Here is a 22865-nt window from a genome sequence, read left to right as displayed (position 1 = left end):
CGGGTGAGAGCCTACTGGCGGTAGTTTCTTGCGCCGGCGCGTCGACCGGCGGAGTATGGAGGAGGCGACGGCTTTCGATCGCGTCGTCACCGAGCTCCGGGACCGGGAGTACGAGCCGCTCGTGCACGTTCCGGAGGCTCACGCCGATACGTACGCCGACGTCCTGGACCGGTGTCGCCGCCACGAAATTTCGATCCGCGGCCGGTATCCGGACGTTCTCGGGTTTACGGACGCGAACCGGGTCTTCGCCGTCGAGGTAAAAGGCTCGAGCGGGATCCTACGGGGGATCGGACAGGCGTTGACGTATCAGTATGGCGCTCACGTCTCGTATCTCGCCGCCGAGGAGTCGGCAGTCGCCTCCCACGGCGACCTGCTGGGAGCGAAGGGTGTCGGTGCTATCGGCGTCGGCGACGAGGGCGTCTCCTTCGTTCGGTCGCCGCCGGCCGCCGAGTCAGCTCGGCAGGTGGCCGACGTCGAGGGACAGCTGTCGCTTCATCTCCAGGGGGCCGAGTTCGGCGGGGACGTCACGACGCTGTCTTTGACCCAGCCGCTGAACTACCTCGCCCCCGTCGTGGCCGTCGACCGACGTGGTCCGCTCGGGCGGGAAGCGCTCCTCGAGACCATCGAAGACGAGTACAGTTTCCAAGCCGGAAGCGAAGCACTGGCCGGCGCCGAGACGCTCGGTCTCCTCGCTTCGTCCCGCCCCATCACACTCACCGATCAGGGGGAACTTGCCGCGACCGTCCTGCGGGGCTACGGGATCGAGACTCTCGATGACCTCCGGCTCGCGAAAGAGAATACCCGGGGGAGTACCGTCGTCGAAATCCACCACCCGATTGCGATCCTCTTGCGCAACTCCTTCAGTCGTCATCCCGCGTTCGGGCTCCTGCTGGAGGCGCTCCGGAAGGAAGGCGAGGTGGTGTACTTCCCGGAACTGCTCGAACGGCTGGTCCGGGAGTATCCGAACGTCTTTTTGAGCGCGTTCTGTACCACCGGAGGGCGCGAGCAGGCGAGGGAACTGATCGAGCGGGGCGAGAGCGAACGACTCTACCAGGATCGTGGCGTCTGGACGGACGTGGTCCGCAACAACGTCCTGTTCAACTTCGTCCAGCAACTGAAACACGTCGGCGTACTCGCCCCGGAGACTCGGAGCCACGGCGGGGCGATCGACGAGTACGATCCCGACGAGAAGCCGTGGTTCGTCTCCCAGCCTCACGATCGCGGCGTCGATGCCGACGACACTTAAACCACCCCTGATATCGTGGAACCGGATACCTGCGGGGAGAGTTCGTGTGTAGAGATATGAACGCCTCCCTAACCCAGGCTCGACGCGACGTTCCGGACCGACATCCGAGCGTTTCCGTCGGCGAGCCCGAGGCGGATCCGGCCGAGGTCCTTTCGGCACTGGGCGATCCCGACTGCCGGCAGCTGCTGTCCGCCTGCGAGGAGCGTCCCAGAACCGCACAGGAGTGTGCCGACGCGTGTGACCTCCCGCTGTCGACGGTGTACCGGAAGCTCGAACTGCTCGGCGACGCCGGGCTCCTCGAAGAGGGCCGCCGCATCCGCTCCCGGAACAACCATCCCACCGAGTTCTCGACGACGTTCGACACCCTCGCCGTCTCGCTTCGAGCCGGCGACGAACTGTCGGTCGACTTCCGCCAGGTCGCCGCCGACGGTGACGGCCGGGAGTCCGACCCGGAAAGTCGATGACGACGATCAGACAACCTACGATGAGCGAATCCCCCACCGACGACTACGCGTTCGAGTGTTCCGACTGCGGCGAGGAGTTCGAGGTCAACTCCGGGATGCGGGAGGCGCTTTTGACCCACGGCTGTCCGGTGTGCGGTGCGTCAGTCTGCGACGAGGAGTTCACGTCGATCGCACAGTCGTGACCGCTTCACTCCCTTTGCACGCCGTTGTGGCACGCCAGTGACGGCGAGTGTACAACGTTCTCGATAGGCTGGAATCCCTGGGAAATATTTATAAATTTATACTATAGCATCAATCGTGATGAGCCACGGGATCGACGGGACGGCCGAAACGGACGACTACGTGTTCGTCTGTCCGGCGTGTGCGGAATCGATCTCTCTCGACGAGCGGATGCTGGAAGCAGTTTTGAGCCACGGATGTGTGATCTGCGGTTCGAGCGTCACCAGGGACGCGTTCGAAACCGCGTGACGGTACCCGGCATCCGCGCTGTCGGGGGCGGGTACAAGCACAACAGGCAGGACAAAGCCACTTCACAACAGTGATTAGTCGGTGCAGCCGTACGTGTAGGTAACACACGATGGCTTTGGATCAACAGACGGAGATGGCTCCCGACGAGATCGAGGAGCTGCTCGGTCGCCACGAGACAGCCGTGCTGTCGCTGGCGAACGCGGACGAGCCGTACGCGATCCCGATATCGTACGGATACGACCCCGACTCGAACCGGTTTTACTTCCGTCTCGTCTCGACTCCGGAAAGCGAAAAACGGGCGTTCCTCACTTCGTCGCCGCGCGCTCGGATAGTCGTCTACGAGGAACTCGAACCGACGTACCGAAGCGTCGTCGCCGACGGCACCCTCGAGCGCATCGACCCCGACGAAATGAGCGTCGAACACGTCGTCCAGTACGGCGGCGCCAAGCGACCGCTGTTCGAGATCTGGGGGAAGTCGAAACGCGAGCTGGACATCCAGCTGTACCAGCTCGACATCGAATCGATCGGCGGTCGACGGATCGACCTGGAGGAGCGCGAAGACGATCCGGTCGGCGAGTGAGCAACCCGGAGAGAACCCGGCTCGGACCCCCAAGCTCAAATACGCCTGTGTCCAAGCCAGTACCGTTCTGATGTCTTCCGGAATCCGCGCAACCGTCGTGTTCTCCACCCCCGACGTCTGTCCGATCTCGCGGATCTCGGCTATCACGGACACGGTAATCGACAACGTCTCCGCGAGCGTCGCCTCCTGTTCCAGCTCCGACACCTCCTCGGTGCCCGATACCACCTCCGGCTCCGACACCGACCCCGGAGACGACGATTCGAACCCCGTTACCGGAAATCCGAACCGCGTCACCGGAAGCGTCACGGAGTTCGTCGTCGACACGGCGTCACCTCCGGAGGATCTCCCCGCAGAGCTGGTGTTTTCCTACGGTGACAAACATCTCTATCGGCTCGTCCACGACGGAACCGTCGGCTGTCCCTGTGAATGTCTCGGAGAGTTCGGCTGTCCCCCACACCGATACGTAGCCCGCCGCGGAACACTCGAGATCGTATTCCACGCTGCCGACTACGAACAGCTCCAGGCAGTTATCGGGGAGCTCCGCGAGCGGTTTCCCGGAACGGACATCCGGCGACTGGTCCGGTCACCGTCCGGGGACGAGAAAAGCGACACCGTCTTCGTCGACCGCGGCAAGCTCACCGACCGACAGCTCGAGGTACTCCGGATCGCCTACGAGAAGGGCTACTTCGACCGCCCACGGAGTACGAACGCGACAGAACTCGCCGCGGAACTCGGGATAAACCAGTCGACGTTCTCGGAGCATCTCGTGGCCGCCCAGACGAAACTCCTCGCGGACGTCTTCGAGGACGGTACTTGAACCTCCCCGGATAGCGTGGCTTGAGCTACCTGCCGTTTCGGATACTAAACACGGGTATGGATCCGACGTCACCGCAGCGCTTCCGACAAGGGTCTCGGGAGGATCCCCGCCATGAGACGTTCCAGGACGACGAGGTCATCCAGCGCGTGCTGGAGCCGCTCGACGATCCCGACTGTCTCGCGATCCTCGACGCGATCGACGAGGAGTCGCTTTCGGCCCGCGAGATCGCCGAGGTGTGTGACCTCCCGCTGTCGACGGCCTACCGGAAACTCGAACTGCTGGCCGACGCCGGGATCGTGTCTCAGGGCGTTCGACTCTCCACCTCGGGCAATCACACCTCCGAATACGAGCGTCTCGTCGACGACGTGAAACTCTCTGTCTCTCCGGACGGGTTCACCCTCCGGATCTCCCGGCGGGACGTCGACCATCGGTGACGGACTAGCCCCCTGGATTCCGGATCAGCTCTCCTCTCGAGGCCCTCCACGGACCATGATCACCGAGCTTTCGGCGGTCCGTCCGACACCTTCCGCGACCGATCCGACCAGCTTGCGCTTGATGAACGGCTCCTGACTCGCACCGAGAACTGTGAGATCGTGATGTTGCGTCTCGTCGGTGATCGCACCGGCGACGTGGTCGTGTTCGACGATCGCGGTCGTCACTTCGACGCCGAACGGTTCGAGCAGCGACTCGTAGTCGGCAAACAGCGCTGTCGTCTCCTCGCGGTCCGGGTCCGATGCGTCGGGGGAGTTGACGTGCAGCAGATGGACTCTCGCGCCGTGCTGTGTTGCGATCGCCCCGGCCAGTTCGACCGCGAGTTCCCCGTGTGGACCGCCGGCCGCCGGGACGAGGACCGATTCGATCTCCGCCGACGGGGCACGGATCCGTTTGACGAACACGTCGCAGGCCGCCTCCGCGAGGAGTCGGTCCAGGAAGCTCCCGAGCACGATGTCCCGTCGCCGTGGACGGCCGTGCCAGCCGGCGAACAGTCCGTCGGCGCCGTACTCCTCGACCGCGCCGACGATGCCGGTCGCGACGTCCCGGGCGTACCGGAGCCTGGTGTCGACCTCGACGCCTGCCTCCCTCGCCTGTTCAGCGGCGGAGGAGAGCAGTTGCCGCTCCGCGTCGTCTTCCGAGAGCACCGCACTGCCCTCGGACAACGGAATCTGTGCCGGCACCTCGACGACGTGAAGCACCACGATCCGCATCGAGCGCTCTCGGGCGATATCGATCGCCGTGTCCATGAGCCTGTCTCGCGTGTCGGGGTTCGATATCGGAACCAGGAGGATACCACCCTCCGAAAGCGTGGCCATGGACGACGCTTGAACGTGCGGAACCATCAAGCTACGTTCGATCCACTGTCTGCGCCGACGACCGCCGCGTCACTGCCTCACACGGCCGTTCGTCGGGAGTGTGCCGCTTCCGTCTCGTAACCCTTAAACAGCGCCCGGCAGAACGGATTCCCATGGTAACTCTCTACGACGTCCCGGCGGAGGACCTCATCGAGGAGGTCGCCGACCGGCTCGCAGATCGGATCGAGGAGCCGGCGTGGGCCGGCCTCGTCAAGGGCGGTGCTCACAACGAACTTCCCCCCGAACAGGACGACTTCTGGTACGTCCGGACGGCCAGCCTGCTCCGGAAGGTCGCGATGAACGGCCCGATCGGCGTCGAGCGGCTCGCCACCGAGTACGGCGGGAAAAAGCGCGGATCGAACCGATACAGCGTCGCGCCCGGCAGCCACGCCGGCGGCTCCCGGAAGCTCATCCGGGCGGCGCTCCAGACGCTCGAGGAGGAAGACCTCGTCGAGACCGCACAGGGCGAGGGACGACGCATCACCGACGAAGGGCGGGCGTTCCTCGACGACGCCGCCGCGGACGTCTTCGAATCGCTCGACCGGCCGGACCTCGAACGCTACGCCTGACCGATCGGTGAACCTCGCCGGACGGCCGGTTCCACCGGATTCGGGTCCGAAATCGTTTTCCTGCCGGCAACGGAACGAATAGGTATGAGTGGCAACCCCGACGACGAACGGCTCGAAGAGCTTCGAGAAGAGAAGCTCCAGGAGCTCCAGGATCGCGCCCAGGAGGGCGACGCCGCCGAGGCCCAGGACGCAGCACAGGAACGTGCAGACGCCCAGCAGGAAGCAGTGCTCCGGCAGTACCTCACTGACGGGGCTCGACAGCGGCTCAACGCCGTGGAGATGTCGAAGCCGCAGTTCGCGAAACAGGTGAAACAGCAGGTGGTCGCGCTGGCGCAAAGCGGCCGGCTCCAGGACCGCATCGACGAAGACCAGATGCGGGACCTGCTGAAGGAACTGCAGCCCGACTCGAAGAGCTTCGACATCCGACGCCGGTAGCCGATGGATCTCGCACTCCTGTACAGCGGCGGGAAGGACTCCTCGCTCGCCGCGCTCCTCGTGGATTCGTTTTACGACGTGCAGCTGGTCACGGCCCACTTCGACGTCACCGACGACTGGCAGCACGCCGAAACCGCCGCCGAGGCGATTGGCTTCCCGTTCGAGACGATCGTCCTCGAGACGGAAGTGGCCGAGGAGGCCATCGCTCGGATGCGCGAGGACGGCTATCCCCGTCGTGGGATCCAGTACGTCCACGAACGGGCGCTGGAGGCTGTCGCCGAGCGCGACGTCGACGCCGTCGCCGACGGCACCCGTCGGGATGACCGGGTGCCGACAGTATCGCGTGCACAGGCCCAGTCGCTCGAGGATCGTCACGACGTCGACTACATCGCGCCCCTCTCGGGGTTCGGTCGGCACGCGGTCGACCGCTTGGTCGAGGCGACGTTCGACGTCCAGACAGGCCCCAGCGAGGACGTCCCGAAAGCCGACTACGAGGGCGAGCTCCGACGGTTGCTCGCCGAGGAGCACGGCGCCGATGCCGTCGCCGAAGTGTTCCCGGATCACGACCAGACGTACGTGCACGGCTTCCGGGAGTGAGACCCCGCCGGGCAAAGAGAGCACCCGGTCTCGGTGCCGGCGACCGAGGAAAGCAGGTTTCAAGCCGCCGACCCACGAACCCCGGTGCATGTACGACCGCCTGAAAGGCTTTCGCGACTTCTATCCCGACGAGATGGGCGCTCGGCGGGAGGTGTTCGACACGCTCGAGGAGGAGGCAAGGCAGTACGGTTTCCGCGAGGTTGGAACGCCCGCCCTCGAGCGAACCCAGATGTACGTCGACAAGTCCGGCGAGGAGATCGTCGAGGAACTGTACGCGTTCGAGGACAAGGGCGGCCGCGACGTGGCGCTCACGCCCGAACTGACGCCGACGGTCGCCCGCATGGTCGTCGCGAAGGGACAGGAGCTGTCCAAGCCGATCAAGTGGTTCTCCACGCGGCCGTTCTGGCGGTACGAGCAGGTCCAGCAGGGCCGGTTCCGGGAGTTCTACCAGACCAACGTGGACATCTTCGGCTCCTCGGATCCCCGGGCGGACGCAGAGATCCTCGCGTACGCCGCCGACGCCTTGACCGCGCTCGGCCTGACCGGCGAGGATTTCGAGTTCCGCGTCTCCCACCGGGACATCCTCGGTGGGCTGGTTCGCGAACTGGCCGCGGATCCGGACGGCGTCGACACCCGGGCGGCGATCCGCGCGGTCGACAAGCGCGCGAAAGTCGAGCAGGCGGAGTATCTCGGCCTCCTCGTCGACGCCGGACTCGCCGAGTCGACCGCCCGCGAGTTCGACGATCTGATCGCCGACGGGGACCTCGATGCGGTCGCCGCGGCCGGCGGCGAGAAAGTGGCGGCGGCGGTGGAGAATCTGCAGGACGTACTCGCGGCGGTCGAGGACCTCGGCGCCCGGGAGTACTGTGAAATCTCGCTTACGACCGCCCGTGGACTGGACTACTACACCGGCGTCGTCTTCGAGTGTTTCGACTCGACGGGCGACATCTCTCGGGCGGTGTTCGGCGGCGGCCGATACGACGATCTCATCGAGTCGTTCGGCGGCCAGCCCACGCCGGCGGTGGGCGTGGCGCCGGGACACGCCCCCCTGCAGCTGCTGTGTGAGCGCGCCGGTGTCTGGCCCGAAGAGGCTCCTTCGACGGACTACTACGTCCTCCAGGTGGGCGACACCCAATCCGAGGCGGCCCAGATCACCCGCGAGCTCCGGTCGCTGGGTCACGTCGTCGAGACCGACGTCGCGGGGCGGAGTTTCGGCGCGCAACTGGAGTACGCCGACTCCATCAACGCCGAGACGGTCGTCATCGTCGGCGAGCAGGACCTCGCGGACGACGCGGTGACGATCAAGGACATGGAACGCGGCGACCAGACGCAGGTTCCCCTCGACGACTTCCCGCCCGAATCCGGGCGACCGACCTACGAGGACTACGAGTAGACGGCGACCCGCGAGGGGTACCAGTCACCAATGCGCGCGTTCCGGATCGCCTACGACGGCCGACCGTTTCACGGATTCCAGCGCCAGCCGAACGTCCCCACTGTCGAGGACGTCCTCTTCGACGCCCTCCGGGCGTTGTCCGTCCTCGCCGCCGACGCCGACAAGCCGCCCGGATACGCGGCCGCGGGAAGGACGGACGCCGGCGTCTCCGCCGTCGCACAGACCGTCGCCTTCGAGGCCCCGGGCTGGCTGACTCCACGGGCGCTCAACAGCGAACTCCCGGGGAGCGTCCGGGCCTGGGCGGCCGCCGACGTCGGCGACGACTTTCACGCCACCCACGACGCCAACTCGCGGTCGTACCGGTACTTCCTGTACGCGCCGACCGGGGGAGCCGACGCGATCGACCCGGACGCGATCGACCCGGACACGACCGGCTTCGACGACGACCGCGCCCGGCGAGCGCTCTCCCGGCTCACGGGCCGGCACGATTTTTGCAATCTCACGCCCGACGACGACGGGACCGAGCGCGACCTCCGGCTGTCCGGCACTCGTGCGGGCCGGTTTTTTCTCATCGACGCGACGGCAGGCGGGTTTCCCCGCGAGTTCGTGCGCCGGCTGGCCACACTCGTTCGGTCAGTCGCGACGGGGGCGTCGTCGTTCGAACGGATCGACCGGGTGCTGGGGAGCGAATCGCTCTCGGGGCCCGACGGGATCGGCCCGGCGCCGCCGGAGCCGCTGCTGCTCCGAACGGTCGAGTATCAGGACGTCGAGTTCCAGGTCGACCCGGAGGCGGCCGACCGGACGCGGAAAGCCTTCATCGAGCGGAAGCGGCAGGGGGCAGTGCTGGATCGGGTCGCCGGCGAGGTGGTCGATCGGGTGCGCGAGTGACGTCACCCTGACGTGTTTCCGAATAACTGACGACTCAATTGATACATAAGGGGCCACTAACTGCGACCGATAGATCTTATAAATGGCGCGCGCTGGCGGGACGTTCGTGTCCCGCCAGCCAGCGCGCGAGGGATGAGCGAGCGCAGCGAGCGAATCGGTTGGGGAGGTGTGAGGGGAGGCGGTGTGCGGTGGGAGGCGGTGTGAACTTGGAGGCCAGGCGGTGAGAAAAGAGAGGATTCGGACGCATTCGATCGCGTCGACTCGCGGACGACCCGGGGACGACTCGAAGCGGACGGAACCCGGGTTCCTCGATCCTTTGGCCCCGTCTCGGTTCGTTTATGTGACCGCCGGACTACCATCGAGTATGAGCGAGGGCGAGGCCGCGCCGGGCCGGGAGATCTGGATCGAGAAGTACCGGCCACAGACGCTGTCGGAGATTCACGGTCAGGAAGAGATTGTCGAGCGGCTAAAGAGCTATATCGAGGAGGACGACGTACCGCACATGCTTTTTTCAGGTCCTGCGGGCGTCGGGAAGTGTGTTACCGGCGAGACGCCGGTGGTGACTGGAGATGGCGTTCGACGTATCGAGGACGTCGTCGGCGACGTAGACGACGGAGGTGACGGCTTCGACGAACCCGACGAGGGCACGACAGTCGCGACAATGACCGACCGCAACGAGTTCGAGTACGTCGAACCCTCACACGTGTTCGCGCAGGACGTCGACGAACTCGTCCGGGTCCGGACGCGCGACGGCGGCGAGTTCCGCGTGACGCCCGAGCACCGATTTCGCGTCCTGAACCACCACGGGTTCGAGTGGGTTCCGGCCGCCGAACTGTCGCCGGACGACAGGATTGCCCGCCCACTGTCGCTGCCGACGCCCGAGGGTGACGGGGAGATCCAGTGGCACGAGGAGATGGACCTGGATCGGATCGAAGTCACACTTTCCGCCTCGGATGCGGATCGGTACGACTTTCCCGAGACGGTGTCACTCGCGGAGCTTCACGCCGCAGACGTCGATTCCGGCGAGTGGCTGCCGGCAGTCGAGCAGATCGAGTACGTCAACGTCCGCGGTCACCGCTCCCGACCGATCGTCCCGCCGACCGAAATCACACCAGAACTTGCACGTTTCGTCGCTCTCGCCATCAGCGAGGCGAATATCGACGGTGGGAAGATCAAGTTCTACAACACGGACGAGGAACTGCTGTCCGCGTTCGAGGCCACTGCGCGGGACCTCTTCGAGGTGGAGACGACGCGGGGCGTCCAGAAGGGGGTGCCGTACGTCCGGATCGGCTCCCGCACGCTCACCCACTTCCTCGAATCGACCTTCGACGTCTTCGCGCGAGCCGCCGGCGACTCCGGAATCGGCTCGGCGATCCTCGCGGCGGACGACGCCTCTCGGGCCGCGTTCCTGCGAGCGATGTTCGACGCCGAGGCACACGTCGACAAACAGGGCGGAATCGAACTCACACAGCGTATCCCTGAACATATCACCCTCGTGTCGTATCTGCTCTCGACGTTCGGAATCCCGTCGCGGCGAAAGCGGGTGCGGAAATCCGCGACGAACGGGTCCGGAGACGAACGGACGTACCACACGCTGTATATCTCGGGAGCGTCGGCGCTATCGACGTTCCGCGATCGCGTCGGCTTCACGGTCGAAGAGAAGGCGGCGCGGCTGGCCGAGCATGCGGAAAAGAAGTCGAATCCGAACTACGACACCATCCCTGCACAGACCGTTCTTCGTGAACTCTGCCGTCGATTGGACATCCCGGTGACTGACCACTTGCCGAAGACGCTGAATCCCGACTCGCCCGGACGGGAACGATACTGTGAGGTGCTCGACGACGTGGTCGACGAGGCCACAACCCGTGTGGAGAACGTCCAGCGGGCCCTGGAACGGCTCGACGACCTCGAGCCCGAACTCGCCGCGACCGCAGGGGTTCCGGCGAGGTGGATCGACGCCCGATCGGAACTCGAACCGATCGACGTGAGAAACGAACTCTCCGAGGCCGTCGGTGTGCGTCAGGATCGTCTCCTCGAATACGCGGACGGACGCCGGACGCCGTACGCGAGTCGTTCGCTTGCGGTGCTTGCGGAAATCGATCGATCGGTGGAGGGCGCCAAATTGGATCACGTCCAGGCGGAGCTTCGGGAATGCGTCGATCTGATCGGCGCCGAGTACGGCGAAATTGCCGACGGGCTGCCGTTCGGGGCGTCCGAGCTCACGAACCTGCTCCGTTCGGAGGATCACCAGATCGAGTCGCTGACGCGGTTCGAAACGGTGGCCGAACGGCTCCGGGAAATCGCCGCCGACCGCATCTCGCTGGAAACGATCGAACTGATCGACCGGTCGGCACGGATCGGGAACGCGGAACTGTACTACGACCGGATCGACTCGGTCGAACGAGTGGAGGCAGAAGAGCGAGTCTACGACCTCACCGTCCCAGCGACGCGAAATTACGTCGCCGGCGACGTACCGACCGTCGTGCACAACACGACAGCAGCCACTTCAATAGCCCGCGAAATCTACGGTGACGACTGGCGGGGGAACTTCCTCGAACTCAACGCCTCCGACGAGCGCGGCATCGACGTAGTCCGGGATCGGATCAAGAACTTCGCGCGCTCGTCGTTCGGTGGATACGACCACAGACTGATATTCCTCGACGAGGCAGACTCGTTGTGCGTACCGCCAGGCACTGAAGTATTAACCGGCTATCCGTCGAGCCCAGAAGTAAAGCCGATAGAAGAGGTGAGTGTCGACAGCGAGCCGATTCCGTCCGTCGATTTCGAGACGAACGAGATACAATCTGACAAAGGTAAACTCGTAGATTCCGGTGTCGCAGATTTCTTCGAAATCGAACTGGAGGATGGGCGGACGATACTTGCGAGTTTGAGCCATCCGTTCTTCGTGGTCGACGAGGACGGAAGGCTGGTCGAAAAAGAATTACGTGAGTTGTCACCAGGTGACGAGATCGCGGATTTCAAAGACGACATCGGCGTGTCACGGTGTGACGTCTGCGGAACCTGGACTGCAGGCCGGTTCTGTTCCCTCGACTGCAAGAACGAGGGGCACAGTCGCGAGATGAGTGGAGAGAAGAATCCCATGTATGGGACAACCTGGTCGGACGAACGTCGAAAAATAATCGTCGAGAAGTTATCAGACGGTCGGTTTGCAGGCGAAAACAATCCGAACTACGGAGGAGAATTCCACGGTGTCCACGTCCTCGATATGGACGAGGAGACGGTCGAACGATTCCGCGAAACGATCAGCGAAATGCGATCCGGAACCCCGTGGGAGGAATGGGTCGTTGACGCCGATCCCGATAAAGTAAAAGAAAATATCGGGGAGGCCTCGGCCGAATGGTGGGAAAATCTCGATGACGACGAAAGGGAGGCAGTCATTCAAAAGAGCGTCGAAAATTGTGACTATCCCGTCTGTGACATCAGCGGTGACAACAATCCAATGCGCGATCCCGAGATTGCACAGAAGGTTTCGGAAGCGCTGAAGGGCCACGAGCCGACAGGAGGCAACATCAGACACAGTGAGGAACTCGGTCACTTGGTCCGGTCCGACTGGGAGTACGAAGTGGGGAAAGCGTTACAGGACGCTGGTATCGAATACGAGTACGAACCGGCGTTCGAACTGTCCGAGTCGGTCTATCATCCGGACTTCTTGATCGACGATACGGTAATCGAGGTCAAAGGAGTTGCCGCACTATGGGGGCAGACGGAGAAAGTAGAAGAGTTCCTAGAAACATACGGTGACGAATACACGTTCGTCGTTGTGGGCGATGGCGATCTTCCCCACCACGAACACTACGAGCGAGAAGAATTCGAGCCAACGCTCGTCACCGATGGTGGTCTACGGGGAGTTCAAACAGTAGGTGTCAGTCGGATCGAATACAGCCACCGTGGAAAAGCCTACAACATCAGTATGGAGAGGACACCGAACTTCATGCTGGCTAACGGAGTGTTGACCCACAATACCTCGGACGCCCAGTCAGCGCTCCGCCGGACGATGGAGCAGTTCTCGGACAACACCCGATTCATTCTCTCGTGTAACTACTCCTCGAAGATCATCGACCCGATCCAGTCGCGGTGTGCGGTGTTCCGCTTTTCGCCCCTCTCGGACGAGGCGATCGCGGCGCAGGTGAGAGAGATTGCCGACGCCGAAGAGATCGAGATCACAGCCGACGGGGTCGACGCCCTGGTGTACGCCGCAGACGGCGACATGCGACGGGCCATAAACTCCCTGCAGGCGGCCGCCACCACCGGCGACGTCGTCGACGAGCAGGCGGTGTACGCGATCACCGCTACCGCCCGACCCGAAGTGATCGAGTCGATGGTGACCGACGCGCTGGCCGGCGACTTCACGAAAGCCCGGGCGACCCTGGACACGCTGCTCACCGAGACCGGGATGGCCGGCGGCGACGTGATCGATCAGCTCCACCGGTCGGTCTGGGAGTTCGACCTCTCTGATCGCGAGACCGTTCGGCTGATGGAACGCATCGGCGAGACGGACTATCGCATCGCCGAAGGGGCGAACGAGAAGGTCCAGCTGGAGTCGCTGCTGGCGTCGCTGGCACTGCACGCAGACGATGAGCGGTAAGTAAAGGGAGCCGAGACAAGACCGATGTTGACGATCCTCTCCGACACCCACAGGACGGACGGGCACGGGCTCCGTGACCGGACGCTTGCGGCGGTCCGGGAGGCGGAACTCGTGATCCACGCCGGGGACTTCAACCGGGGGCCGGTGCTGGACGCGTTCGAGCGCGAGGCGACCGACCTCCGGGGGGTGTACGGCAACACCGACGACGCCGCGATCAGGGAACGCCTGCCGGCCGAACGGACAGTCGAGTACGCCGGGATCCGGTTTGCAGTCACCCACACCCGTCGGGGAGGCGAGACTGCACTCGCGCTGTTCGGGCGGGAACGCGACGCCGACGTCGTCGTCTTCGGGCACACTCACCGGCCGACGTTCGACGCCGGCGGGCCGGTGTATCTGTTAAATCCCGGGAGCCACGCCCAGCCGCGGGGGAACCGGGCGGCCCACGCCGAACTCGAGGTGACCTGTAACGGGCTTTCGGGCCGGCTGGTGACGCCGGACGGCGAGGTTCTCGAGCGGTTCCTCGTCGAGCCGACGCGATAACGCCGGGCACTCCAGGTTCCGCTCAGGTCGAGACGACGACCGTGTCTCCGATCCGACCCCCGAGACGCTGGTCCGTGTCGGAAAGCAAGATGACCGCAACGGCCCGCCGACCGACGCCCCGATAAACTAGTTCGTCAATCCTGGGTCGAACCGGATCAGTGCGACCGCCGAACGTGGACGGCGAGCGCCGCGATCAGGAGTGCAAAGACAGCCACGATTGGACCGAATCCGGGGATATCGGTGGAGGTTGCGTCTCGGTCGGCAGCGACCTCATCGTCCCCGTCTCCGACAGCGAGCGTGCCGGCGTCGGTTCCCTCCAGCGTGAGCGTTCCGCCGCGAGTCGGTGTAAACGTGAATTCGACGGTCGTGGTCTCACCGGCGTCGAGCGACACGTCCCATTCTTCGACGGGGTTGCCGTCCGCTTCGAGAACGAGGGTACGCGTGGCCGGTAGATCACCCGGGTTCCGGGCTGTCACATGCAGTTCGGTTTCGTGACCGGCCCGAACCCAGTCGGCCGGAACGTCCGCGTCGAGGACCTCGACGGTCCCGGGTTCGAGCGCGACAACGGTGACGGGAGACAGTTCGGGGAGTCTCACGCGGTGGACATCCTCGGTGTTCCCGGACTCCACGACGTCGTGTGCGACCCCATCGGCTGTCCACTCCCCGTCGGCGTAGCGCAGTACCGCGACGTTCTCGGGGGTGAGTCCGTCCGGGATCGCAGTCCGATCCAGTTCGAACCGCAGCGTCGCGTCGGTGGTTGCGTTCGCGTCGAGATCCGTGTCGAGATCGACGTACGCGAGAACATCGCCGCGGGGGACTGCAGGCCGGTCACCAGGATCGACCACTGGCTGTGACACAGTCACCGCGAACGCTTCCCGATCGCCGGCAGGATCGATTTCGAGGGAGGACAGCGACAGCGACGGCTGCACCGTCTCCGGTCCGGCCAGGTCGACCGGGACAACGACGCTGTCGTCGGTCGCGTTTTCGATCCGGACCGTGACTGCGTCGCTCGTCTCGGTCCGATTGATCGTCGGCTCGACATCGATCGGCTCCTCGTCACCTTCGTCCGTCGGTTCGGAGGACTCCGGTTCGTCCCCCTGGGGATCGTCGGAGGGACCCGGTTCGTCCCCCTGGGGATCGTCGGACGGCGGATCCGGAGTGGTTATCGGGGTGGTAGATACCGGGCCCGACGGCGATCCAGAACTCGACTCCTCGACGGTCACCACACCGACGTCAATGCTTTCGACCGAGAGATTGTATTCACCCGGTTCGTCGAACGTTCGGGTGAACGTCTCCGTTTCGGTCGCGTTAGAGTCGACAGTGACGTTCGAACTCTCGACAGTCTCGTCGTCCACCTGGAGCCGCACTGTCGTCGTCCCCGCTACCTCTCCGACGTTCTCGATGTCGGCAGTGACCTGGACCGATTCGCCTTCCTCGATCGACTCGGAGTCGAGTGACGCGTTGACGACCGAAATATCGGCGGGTTCGAGCACGTCGAGGAATCCAGCCGAGGCGTCGTTCACCGCGATCTCGTGTCCGTCCTCGTCTGCGTCCCCGGGCGTGTACGTGAAGGTGATCGTTTCTGTTTCGTGTCCTCCGAGGGAGACGGTCGTGCTGTTCTCGACCTCCCCGTCGACCACCAGTTCCGTGCGGAGATCACCCTCCCGATCCCCGTCGTTCTCGACCGTCGCACTCACGGTGACCGACTCGCCTTCGACGACGGCATGGGGTTCGAGACTCGCGTTCGTGACGGTCAGGTTCGCCGACGTTTCCACCGTGACAGTTCCGGCGTTGACGCTGTTTACCGAGACGTCATACTCGCCGGGGTCGTCAAACTGTTCGAGAAACGAAACGGTCTTCGAGGCGCCCCCGGTGACTGTGACTGTTCGGGATTTACTGATGTTTCCGTCGACCTCGAGGTCGACGACCATGTCACCGTCCCGGTCGCCGTGGTTTGCGATCTCGGCTGTCACCTCGGTCGAGCTACCCACCAGAATCGCGTCAGTGTCCACGTTCGCGTCCGTCAGCTCCAGATCCGCCGGCGTCTTGACGGAAAGGGTGCCTGCGTGTTCGTCGTTCACTGTGATGGCGTACTCTCCGGCCTCCTCCGGGAGGAAGTCGAACGTGACAATCTCTTCTTCGCCGGGGTTGACTGACACGTTCGCGTCGTCCTCGACGGTCTCGTTGACGAATAGTTCCAGTTCGAGAGAGCCGGGAGCGTCGCCGTCGTTTTCGACCGTCGCACTCACGGTTACCGATTCGCCCTCGGTGATCGTCGATTCCGAGAGCGTCGCACGAGTCACGGAAAGATCGGGTTCGGGTTCCGGCTTCACCGTGAGTTGGCCTGCAGACTGCCCGCTGACGGCGATCTCGTATTCTCCTGCCTCATCGAATTGCTGACTAAAGGAAACCGTTTCGACACCACCACCGTCGACGGTGACGTCCGCAGTATCTTCCATCTCGCCGTCGATCTGGAGTTCGGCAGTGAAGCTGCCTTCCGCCTCGCCGTCGTTCGCTATCTCGGCGGTTACCTCAACGGTCTCCCCTTCAAATATTTCATCAGCAGACAACTCCACGTCGTCCACCTCGAACTCTGCAGTCGCGGCCTTGACTTCGAGCGTGTCCCCGGATTCCCCGCTGACGGCAATCTCGTATGCTCCCGGTTCGTCGAACTGTCGAGTGAACGTAACAGCTTCAGTTGTGTCGGGTGCGACTGTGACCTCTTTCTCGTCGACAGTCTCCCCATCTATCTGGAGCTCGGCTGTGAAGCTTCCTTCCGCCTCGCCGTCGTTCTTGAGTTCGGCCGTTACCTCGACGGTTTCCCCCTCGAGTATCTCGTCTTCCGACAACTCCACGTCGTCCACTTCGATGTCGGCCGGTTCGAGCACGACGAGTGTCCCGGCTGACTCGCCGCTGACGGCGATCTCGTAGTCGTCTGCCTCGTTGGCAGTCCAGCCGAACGTGACCGCGTTACTCTCGCCTGGCCCGACGGTGACGTCCTCTCTCTCCACTACATCCCCGTCAATCTGGAGTTCGGCTGTAAACGTCCCTGCCCGATCCCCGTCGTTCTCGACCGTCGCACTCACGGTTACCGATTCGCCCTCGGTGATCGTCGATTCCGAGAGCGTCGTATCCGTCACCTCGAATTCGGCGTCGTTCACTGCGGCGTCGGCTCCGGCAACGAAGGCGACGCCCCCGGCTGCGAGGCTCGATGCGAGTACCATCGCACAGATCCAGAAGAGGAACACCTTGCTGCCGTACATGGGGATGTAGCTCTCCCGAGAAGCCATTGTAATGAATCTGCAAATCCAGTTAAGCCGGGTGCAAAACCCGATTAAGCTGAATGTAGTTCACCCACTGTCTCGAACGAAAACCCCTATAACGGTCCGCGTGCTTCGTTCCCTCATGGCATCCGAACCCGCCATCGACGTGCTCGCTCGCGAAGCGCCAGCCGACGGGTTCGGCTTTGTTTTCGCCTGATCGGCCGGCGGATCCGCCCCCGCGGTCGGGGCGGTGAAACCGGTCGGCGCGGTCGCCCGACGAGCGCGGCCCAGGCACGCCGGGTTCCCATGGAACCCGCTCGGAGATTCGGAACGGATAACTGACGATACCGACACGACACACACGACACGAATGCAACTCCCGGAACGACAGCTCGCCGTCCTGGAGGCGGCGAGCGCGACCGACGAACGGAGCATCGACGCGATAAGCGAGGAGACGGGTCTGAAACCCGAGACGGTCACCGGCGCGGCGTTCGAACTCGAGGAGACCGGACTGCTCGAGGTCGTCGAACGAACTGACGAACGGATCACGCTCACCGAGGAGGGGGCCGACTACGTCGAGACTGGCCTCCCGGAAGTTCGGCTCTACCGAGCCGCCGCCGGCGCTGGCGGGACAGACGAACCCGTGTCGATGGGGAAGGCCATCGGCGAAAGCGGGCTCGAAGGGGGAGAAGTCGACATCGCGCTGGCCAACTACGCTCGGAAGGGGTACGGGACGGTCGAAAACGGCCAGATCAGCGCCGATTCCGACGCCGACCCCGACGCCGACAGCGAGGCTGACGCCCTCGCGACGCTGGCCGAGTCGGGTGACGGCGCCGGCGTGGACGTCCACGTCGATCCCGCAGTGCTCGACCGGCTCGAGGAGCGGAACCTGATCGATCGAATCGAGCACACCGTCCGGACGGTGACGCTCACAGACGAGGGCGTCACCGCCATGATGGAGGGGATCGAGGCCGCCGAGACGGTCGATCGGCTCACCCCCGAGATGCTCTCGAGCGGGGAGTGGCACGACGTCGAGTTCGCCGAGTACAACGTCGAGGCCGACGCCCCGGAGATCCACGGTGGCAGAAAACACGTCCTCCGGCGCACCGCAGAGCGCGTGAAGGAGACCCTCGTGGGGATGGGCTTTCAGGAGATGGAAGGCCCCCACGCCGACGCGGAGTTCTGGATCAACGACTGTCTGTTCATGCCCCAGGACCACCCCGCCCGGACGCACTGGGACCAGTTCGCGCTGGACGTGCCCCCGATCCAGGAACTGCCCGAAGAACTGGTCGCTGACGTGAAGGCGGCCCACCTCGAGGGCGTCGACGAGGACGGCGACGGCTACCATTCACCCTGGACCGAGGAGGTGGCCCGCGAGGTCGACCTCCGGGGTCACACCACGTCGCTTTCGATGCGGTATCTCTCCGGGTACGCCGACGCCACCTTCGGCGGCGAGAGGGAACCGCAGCGCGTCGATTTCGAACCGCCACAGCGGTACTTCTCCGTCGAGAAGGTGTACCGCAACGACACCCTCGATGCGACACATCTGCTGGAGTTCTTCCAGATCGAGGGGTGGGTGATGGCCGAGGACCTCTCGGTGCGGGACCTGATGGGAACCTTCGAGGAGTTCTACCGCCAGTTCGGCATCACCGACATCCAGTTCAAGCCCCACTACAACCCCTACACGGAGCCGTCCTTCGAGCTGTTCGGTCGACACCCCGTCACCGACGAACTGATCGAGATCGGCAACAGCGGGATGTTCCGCCGGGAGGTGCTCGAACCGCTGGGCGTCGACTGCGACGTGATGGCTTGGGGGCTCGCCTTAGAGCGGCTCGCGATGCTCACCACCGGCGCCGAGGACATCCGCGACCTCCACGGGACCCTGACTGACGTCGAGTTCCTCCGGAACGCGGAGGTGAGCTACTGATGCCCGTCGTCGACGTCGACCCAGACGAGCTGCGGACGCTCACCGGCCAGGCCGAGAAGAGTGACGACGAACTGAAGCGGGACCTGTTCGATCTCGGACTGGAATTCGAAGGCGAGACCGAGGATGGAGCGTTCCAGCTGGAGTTCGCGCCGGACCGTCTCGACCGGCTCTCTGTCGAGGGCGTCGCCCGATCCTTGCGGTACCAGTACGGCGACGACCGGGGCGTCCACGTTCCCGACACGAACGACGCCGACTGGACGATCGAGGTCGAGGCGTCGACTCCGGACCAGCGCCCGTACGTCACGGGAGCGATCGTCCGGGGAATCGACCTCGACGACGACGCGCTGGACTCGCTGATCCAGCTCCAGGAGAAGCTCCACGCCACGATGGGCCGCAAGCGGGCGAAGGGCGCGATCGGGATCCACGACCTGGCGATGTTGAAGGGGCGGGCCACCGTCGAGGGCGCGAACAACTCGATCACGTATCGGGGCGTCGACCCCGACGGCGACACGTTCGTCCCGTTGGATTTCGACGCCGAGGTGACCCCGGGCGAGGTGCTCGAGGAGCACCCGACCGGTCGGGAGTACGCCGACCTGGTGGCCGACTACGACCGGATGCCCGCCATCTACGACGAGATCGGGCTGTTCTCGTTCCCGCCGGTGATCAACGGCCGCCGGACCGAGGTGTCGACCAGCTCCCGGGAGCTGTTCGTCGAGATGACCGGCACAGACCAGTGGACGATCGATCACATGCTCAACATCGTCTGCTATGCGCTGTCGGCGCGGGGGGCAACGATCGAGGACGTCGAGGTTCGGTATTCCGAGGACGCTCCCGACGACGCCGTCTCCACAGAGGGGAGAACCCTCCGTCGCCCGGACTTCAGCGTCGACACGAAGTCGGTCAGCCACGACCGCATCGAGACGGTGCTGGGGGTCGAGTTCGAGCCCGAAGAGGTGGTCGACCTCTTCGAGCGCTCCGGCCTCGATGCGACCTACACCCTCGGCGAGTCGGTCACCTACGAGGTGGAGATTCCGCCCTACCGTGTCGACGTGCTCCACCCGCTGGACCTCGTCGACGACGTGGGCCGGGCGTACGGGTTCAACGATCTGGAGCCGCGGTACCCCGACGTCGCGACCGTCGGTGGGCGACACGACCGCGCCCGGCTCGAGGACGCCGTCCGGACGCAGCTTGTCGGACTCGGCTTCGAGGACATGCTGAACTTCCATATGATCTCCGGGGAGGAGAACCACGACCGGATGCGGATCGAACCCGGCATGGGAGCTGACAGCGACGACGGAACCGGCGCGCCGGTGTTCGGTGCCGGCGAACCCGCCACCATCACCGAGCCGTACAGCGAGGATTACACCCAGCTGCGGACCTGGGCGCTCCCGTCGCTCGTGATGGTGCTGGAGAACAACACCCACCGATCGTATCCCCAGGACCTCGCGGAGGTCGGCTTCGTCGCCGAGTACGACGAGCGTGAAAACACCTCCGTGGCCGAAAGCCACCACGTCGCCGGCGTGCTCGCGCGCCACGACGCCACCTACGAGGACGCGAAGAGCCGCCTCGCGGCGATCGCCCGCGATTTCGGCGTCGATCTGGAGACCCCCCCGACCGAACATCCGACGTTCCTCCCCGGACGGGCGGCGTCTGTCGTGATCGACGGCGAGAGTGTGGGCGTGATCGGCGAACTACACCCGGAGGTGCTGGTCGAACACGATCTCGAACTCCCGGTTGCCGCCTTCGAGTTCGAACTCGACGCACTACGATAGGACCGCACTCGGGCAATCACTCGAGCCGCACCGCGGTGCCGTACGCGAGGATCTCCGCCCCCGTGTCGGCGATGCCGGAGGTCGTGAACCGGACGTTGACGACCGCGTCGGCGCCGAGCTCCTCGGCTTCCTGTTGCATCCGCGAGAGCGCCTCCTCGCGGGCGTCGGTCAAAAGTTCGGTGTAGCCTTTCATCTCTCCGCCGGCGATGTTGCGGAGACTCTGGGTAAAATCGCGGCCGACGTTCCTGGCACGGACTGTGTTACCTCGGACGACTCCGAGCGTTTCGGCGACGTCCCTGCCTGCAATCGAATCGGTGTTGGAGAGCTGCATACGCTCCCATCGACGGGATCCTACTTAAGGGCCCCCGCGCGCTGGGCTCTTTGCAGCCAGTGGTCTTTTGAGGGCTCCCTGCGGCCACCCGGACATGGACGTTCCGGAGATGGCGTTCGATCACGCCGGCATTGCGACCCGCGAGGCCGACGAACTCGAGGCCCTTTTCAATGAGCTGCTGGAGGCGCCCGTCGCCCACCGGGAGCGGTTCAACGGCATGGACGTGATCTTCCTCGATCTGGGGAACGGCTACCTCGAACTGCTCGAACCCCAGGAGGGCGGAACCATCAGCCGGTACCTCGAACGGCACGGGCCGGGGGTCCACCACCTCGCGTTCGCGACCGACGACGTCGCCGACGCCCTCGAGACCGCACGCGGGATGGGGATCGAACTCGTCGACGACGAGCCCCGCCCGGGCGCGTGGGGTCACGAGGTCGCCTTCCTGCATCCCGGCTCGACAGGTGGTGTCCTCGTGGAGTTCGTGGAACACGGGTGAGCGAACCGACGACCCAGCCCACTTATAAGGTCATCCCGCTCCCATCCCGAGACATGGAGTACACTACCTTGGGCGACACCGGGATGACCGTCTCGAAGATCTGTCTCGGCTGCATGAGCTTCGGCAGCGGACACGACTGGATGCTCGACCGGGAGGAGAGCCGGGAGCTAATCGAGCGGGCGATCGAACTCGGGGTGACGTTCTTCGACACCGCGAACGTCTACTCGACCGGCGAGAGCGAGGAGATCCTCGGAGACGTTCTCGCCGACTACGACCGCGACCGGATGGTCGTCGCGACCAAGGTGTACGGCGAGATGGACGAGTCGAACTCCAACTCCGGCGGTCTCTCCCGGAAGACGATCGAGCAGGAACTCGACGCGTCGCTGGACCGGCTCGGTATGGACACGGTCGATCTCTACCAGATCCACCGGTGGGACGACGACACGCCGATCGAGGAGACGCTCCGGGCGCTCGACGACGCTGTACGGCGGGGACAGACCAGGTACGTCGGCGCCTCCTCGATGTGGGCCCACCAGTTCGCCGACGCGCTGTACACGAGCGACCGGCTGGGCCTCGAGCGGTTCGCCACCATGCAGAACCTCTACAACCTGGTCTACCGGGAGGAGGAACGCGAGATGCTGCCGCTGTGTGAAAAAGAGGGCGTCGGCGTGATCCCGTGGAGCCCCATCGCGGCGGGCTACCTGGCGCGCCCCTACGAGGAGGACGACGCGACCACCCGGGGCGAACACGAGTCGTCGCTGGATCGACCGTATCGGGAGGGTGGCGGCGAGGAGATCAACCGCCGCGTCGCGGAACTGGCCGACGAGAAGGGCGTCAAGATGGCCCAGATCGCGCTGGCCTGGCAGTTCCACACGGGCGTGGTCGACGCGCCGATCGTGGGCACCTCGAGTATCGAACACCTGGAGGACGCCATCGAGGCGCTCGATATCGACCTCCGCGACAGTGACGTCGAATACCTGGAGGAGCCGTACGAGCCCGTGCCGATCAGCGGTCACGAGTGATACGCCGACTGCATTCGGTGGCCATCGACTGCACCTATTACATCCCTCGGTTTTGTTAATTTCCTCCTCTTTTTCTAGATACTAACCCTTAAATACCAGTAC

21 protein-coding genes and 2 pseudogenes are annotated in these 22865 nt (G+C 64.5%); 20 read left to right on the top strand and 3 right to left on the bottom strand.

Going from position 1 to position 22865, the window contains the following annotated elements; genetic code table 11:
* Positions 1-55 precede the first annotated feature (55 nt).
* The 7 genes from AArcCO_RS03560 to AArcCO_RS03530 all read left to right on the top strand — a co-directional run bounded on the left by AArcCO_RS03560 (position 56) and on the right by AArcCO_RS03530 (position 4009).
* The gene (locus AArcCO_RS03560; protein ID WP_259535073.1) at positions 56-1246 is read left to right on the top strand and encodes a hypothetical protein; all 1191 of its coding nucleotides are present in this window, start codon (positions 56-58) and stop codon (positions 1244-1246) included.
* Between the two features lie 56 nt (positions 1247-1302).
* Positions 1303-1710 carry a winged helix-turn-helix domain-containing protein gene (locus tag AArcCO_RS03555; protein WP_259535072.1) on the top strand — a complete coding sequence of 136 codons (408 nt, stop codon included), beginning with the start codon at positions 1303-1305 and terminating at the stop codon, positions 1708-1710.
* 20 nt (positions 1711-1730) lie between these two features.
* On the top strand, positions 1731-1892 hold the full coding sequence (locus AArcCO_RS03550) for a DUF7560 family zinc ribbon protein (protein WP_259535071.1): 162 nt from the start codon (positions 1731-1733) through the stop codon (positions 1890-1892).
* Between the two features lie 118 nt (positions 1893-2010).
* Complete coding sequence (locus tag AArcCO_RS03545; RefSeq protein WP_259535070.1) at positions 2011-2178, top strand: DUF7560 family zinc ribbon protein; 168 nt, start codon at positions 2011-2013, stop codon at positions 2176-2178.
* A gap of 109 nt (positions 2179-2287) precedes the next feature.
* Positions 2288-2758, top strand: a complete 471-nt coding sequence (locus AArcCO_RS03540) for a pyridoxamine 5'-phosphate oxidase family protein (RefSeq protein ID WP_259535069.1) — start codon at positions 2288-2290, stop codon at positions 2756-2758.
* Between the two features lie 70 nt (positions 2759-2828).
* A complete protein-coding gene (locus AArcCO_RS03535) occupies positions 2829-3575 on the top strand; it encodes a helix-turn-helix domain-containing protein (protein ID WP_259535068.1) in 747 nt (248 codons plus the stop codon).
* A 56-nt stretch (positions 3576-3631) separates the two neighbouring features.
* Positions 3632-4009 carry a winged helix-turn-helix domain-containing protein gene (locus AArcCO_RS03530; RefSeq protein WP_259535067.1) on the top strand — a complete coding sequence of 126 codons (378 nt, stop codon included), beginning with the start codon at positions 3632-3634 and terminating at the stop codon, positions 4007-4009.
* 24 nt (positions 4010-4033) lie between these two features.
* Here the strand turns inward: AArcCO_RS03530 and AArcCO_RS03525 are convergent, their stop codons facing one another.
* A complete protein-coding gene (locus tag AArcCO_RS03525) occupies positions 4034-4885 on the bottom strand; it encodes a universal stress protein (RefSeq protein ID WP_259535066.1) in 852 nt (283 codons plus the stop codon).
* Between the two features lie 152 nt (positions 4886-5037).
* Here AArcCO_RS03525 and AArcCO_RS03520 point away from each other — a divergent pair, with 152 nt between their 5' ends.
* From AArcCO_RS03520 to AArcCO_RS03475, 9 genes and pseudogenes are all read left to right on the top strand, one after another.
* On the top strand, positions 5038-5493 hold the full coding sequence (locus tag AArcCO_RS03520; RefSeq protein WP_259535065.1) for a 30S ribosomal protein S19e: 456 nt from the start codon (positions 5038-5040) through the stop codon (positions 5491-5493).
* 84 nt (positions 5494-5577) lie between these two features.
* Complete coding sequence (locus tag AArcCO_RS03515; protein WP_259535064.1) at positions 5578-5928, top strand: DNA-binding protein; 351 nt, start codon at positions 5578-5580, stop codon at positions 5926-5928.
* Between the two features lie 3 nt (positions 5929-5931).
* The gene (locus AArcCO_RS03510) at positions 5932-6525 is read left to right on the top strand and encodes a DUF7411 family protein (RefSeq protein ID WP_259535063.1); all 594 of its coding nucleotides are present in this window, start codon (positions 5932-5934) and stop codon (positions 6523-6525) included.
* Positions 6526-6613: 88 nt separating this feature from the next.
* Positions 6614-7918: a histidine--tRNA ligase gene (gene hisS, locus AArcCO_RS03505; protein ID WP_259535061.1), complete on the top strand. Its 1305-nt coding sequence runs from the start codon at positions 6614-6616 to the stop codon at positions 7916-7918.
* Positions 7919-7948: 30 nt separating this feature from the next.
* The gene (gene truA, locus AArcCO_RS03500; RefSeq protein WP_259535059.1) at positions 7949-8806 is read left to right on the top strand and encodes a tRNA pseudouridine(38-40) synthase TruA; all 858 of its coding nucleotides are present in this window, start codon (positions 7949-7951) and stop codon (positions 8804-8806) included.
* A 364-nt stretch (positions 8807-9170) separates the two neighbouring features.
* Positions 9171-9341, top strand: a pseudogene (gene rfc / locus AArcCO_RS03495) (replication factor C small subunit); the annotation flags it as partial.
* Between the two features lie 12 nt (positions 9342-9353).
* Positions 9354-11293: pseudogene (locus AArcCO_RS03490) on the top strand (LAGLIDADG family homing endonuclease); the annotation flags it as partial.
* A gap of 592 nt (positions 11294-11885) precedes the next feature.
* Positions 11886-13412 carry a replication factor C small subunit gene (locus AArcCO_RS15950; RefSeq protein WP_345780897.1) on the top strand — a complete coding sequence of 509 codons (1527 nt, stop codon included), beginning with the start codon at positions 11886-11888 and terminating at the stop codon, positions 13410-13412.
* Between the two features lie 24 nt (positions 13413-13436).
* A complete protein-coding gene (locus tag AArcCO_RS03475; protein ID WP_259535057.1) occupies positions 13437-13952 on the top strand; it encodes a metallophosphoesterase in 516 nt (171 codons plus the stop codon).
* A 155-nt stretch (positions 13953-14107) separates the two neighbouring features.
* Here the strand turns inward: AArcCO_RS03475 and AArcCO_RS03470 are convergent, their stop codons facing one another.
* The gene (locus tag AArcCO_RS03470) at positions 14108-17242 is read right to left on the bottom strand and encodes a CARDB domain-containing protein (protein ID WP_259535056.1); all 3135 of its coding nucleotides are present in this window, start codon (positions 17240-17242) and stop codon (positions 14108-14110) included.
* A 343-nt stretch (positions 17243-17585) separates the two neighbouring features.
* Between AArcCO_RS03470 and AArcCO_RS03465 the strand changes: the two genes are divergently transcribed.
* On the top strand, positions 17586-19142 hold the full coding sequence (locus tag AArcCO_RS03465) for a phenylalanine--tRNA ligase subunit alpha (protein ID WP_259535055.1): 1557 nt from the start codon (positions 17586-17588) through the stop codon (positions 19140-19142).
* Complete coding sequence (gene pheT / locus AArcCO_RS03460; protein ID WP_259535054.1) at positions 19142-20914, top strand: phenylalanine--tRNA ligase subunit beta; 1773 nt, start codon at positions 19142-19144, stop codon at positions 20912-20914. The genes AArcCO_RS03465 and pheT overlap by 1 nt, the downstream gene beginning before the upstream one ends.
* Before the next feature lie 16 nt (positions 20915-20930).
* Here the strand turns inward: pheT and AArcCO_RS03455 are convergent, their stop codons facing one another.
* Positions 20931-21245, bottom strand: coding sequence for a YbjQ family protein (locus AArcCO_RS03455; RefSeq protein ID WP_259535053.1), 315 nt, complete (start codon positions 21243-21245; stop codon positions 20931-20933).
* A gap of 109 nt (positions 21246-21354) precedes the next feature.
* On the opposite strand from AArcCO_RS03455, the gene mce reads away from it, so the two are divergent.
* Both mce and AArcCO_RS03445 read left to right on the top strand, forming a co-directional pair.
* Positions 21355-21741 carry a methylmalonyl-CoA epimerase gene (gene mce / locus AArcCO_RS03450; protein WP_259536521.1) on the top strand — a complete coding sequence of 129 codons (387 nt, stop codon included), beginning with the start codon at positions 21355-21357 and terminating at the stop codon, positions 21739-21741.
* Between the two features lie 53 nt (positions 21742-21794).
* The gene (locus AArcCO_RS03445; protein ID WP_259535052.1) at positions 21795-22763 is read left to right on the top strand and encodes an aldo/keto reductase; all 969 of its coding nucleotides are present in this window, start codon (positions 21795-21797) and stop codon (positions 22761-22763) included.
* The last annotated feature ends 102 nt before the right edge of the window (positions 22764-22865 follow it).

The organism is Halalkaliarchaeum sp. AArc-CO, from assembly GCF_024972735.1.
In the GTDB taxonomy this organism is placed as follows: Archaea; Halobacteriota; Halobacteria; order Halobacteriales; family Haloferacaceae; genus Halalkaliarchaeum.
The sequence above is the reverse complement of the archived record's forward strand: the minus strand, read 5'-3'. Positions and strand labels throughout refer to the sequence as shown.

What these genes read in the sequence shown, in the direction of transcription:
- AArcCO_RS03535 (WP_259535068.1), top strand. Translation starts at nt 2,829, where the DNA reads ATGTCTTCCGGAATCCGCGCAACCGTCGTGTTCTCCACCCCCGACGTC.
- AArcCO_RS15950 (WP_345780897.1), top strand. Translation starts at nt 11,886, where the DNA reads ATGAGTGGAGAGAAGAATCCCATGTATGGGACAACCTGGTCGGACGAA.
- AArcCO_RS03520 (WP_259535065.1), top strand. Translation starts at nt 5,038, where the DNA reads ATGGTAACTCTCTACGACGTCCCGGCGGAGGACCTCATCGAGGAGGTC.
- AArcCO_RS03445 (WP_259535052.1), top strand. Translation starts at nt 21,795, where the DNA reads ATGGAGTACACTACCTTGGGCGACACCGGGATGACCGTCTCGAAGATC.
- AArcCO_RS03525 (WP_259535066.1), bottom strand. Translation starts at nt 4,885, where the DNA reads ATGGCCACGCTTTCGGAGGGTGGTATCCTCCTGGTTCCGATATCGAAC.
- AArcCO_RS03530 (WP_259535067.1), top strand. Translation starts at nt 3,632, where the DNA reads ATGGATCCGACGTCACCGCAGCGCTTCCGACAAGGGTCTCGGGAGGAT.
- mce (WP_259536521.1), top strand. Translation starts at nt 21,355, where the DNA reads ATGGCGTTCGATCACGCCGGCATTGCGACCCGCGAGGCCGACGAACTC.
- AArcCO_RS03475 (WP_259535057.1), top strand. Translation starts at nt 13,437, where the DNA reads ATGTTGACGATCCTCTCCGACACCCACAGGACGGACGGGCACGGGCTC.
- AArcCO_RS03550 (WP_259535071.1), top strand. Translation starts at nt 1,731, where the DNA reads ATGAGCGAATCCCCCACCGACGACTACGCGTTCGAGTGTTCCGACTGC.
- AArcCO_RS03455 (WP_259535053.1), bottom strand. Translation starts at nt 21,245, where the DNA reads ATGCAGCTCTCCAACACCGATTCGATTGCAGGCAGGGACGTCGCCGAA.
- hisS (WP_259535061.1), top strand. Translation starts at nt 6,614, where the DNA reads ATGTACGACCGCCTGAAAGGCTTTCGCGACTTCTATCCCGACGAGATG.
- AArcCO_RS03465 (WP_259535055.1), top strand. Translation starts at nt 17,586, where the DNA reads ATGCAACTCCCGGAACGACAGCTCGCCGTCCTGGAGGCGGCGAGCGCG.
- AArcCO_RS03540 (WP_259535069.1), top strand. Translation starts at nt 2,288, where the DNA reads ATGGCTTTGGATCAACAGACGGAGATGGCTCCCGACGAGATCGAGGAG.
- AArcCO_RS03515 (WP_259535064.1), top strand. Translation starts at nt 5,578, where the DNA reads ATGAGTGGCAACCCCGACGACGAACGGCTCGAAGAGCTTCGAGAAGAG.
- AArcCO_RS03545 (WP_259535070.1), top strand. Translation starts at nt 2,011, where the DNA reads ATGAGCCACGGGATCGACGGGACGGCCGAAACGGACGACTACGTGTTC.
- AArcCO_RS03560 (WP_259535073.1), top strand. Translation starts at nt 56, where the DNA reads ATGGAGGAGGCGACGGCTTTCGATCGCGTCGTCACCGAGCTCCGGGAC.
- AArcCO_RS03510 (WP_259535063.1), top strand. Translation starts at nt 5,932, where the DNA reads ATGGATCTCGCACTCCTGTACAGCGGCGGGAAGGACTCCTCGCTCGCC.
- pheT (WP_259535054.1), top strand. Translation starts at nt 19,142, where the DNA reads ATGCCCGTCGTCGACGTCGACCCAGACGAGCTGCGGACGCTCACCGGC.
- truA (WP_259535059.1), top strand. Translation starts at nt 7,949, where the DNA reads ATGCGCGCGTTCCGGATCGCCTACGACGGCCGACCGTTTCACGGATTC.
- AArcCO_RS03470 (WP_259535056.1), bottom strand. Translation starts at nt 17,242, where the DNA reads ATGGCTTCTCGGGAGAGCTACATCCCCATGTACGGCAGCAAGGTGTTC.
- AArcCO_RS03555 (WP_259535072.1), top strand. Translation starts at nt 1,303, where the DNA reads ATGAACGCCTCCCTAACCCAGGCTCGACGCGACGTTCCGGACCGACAT.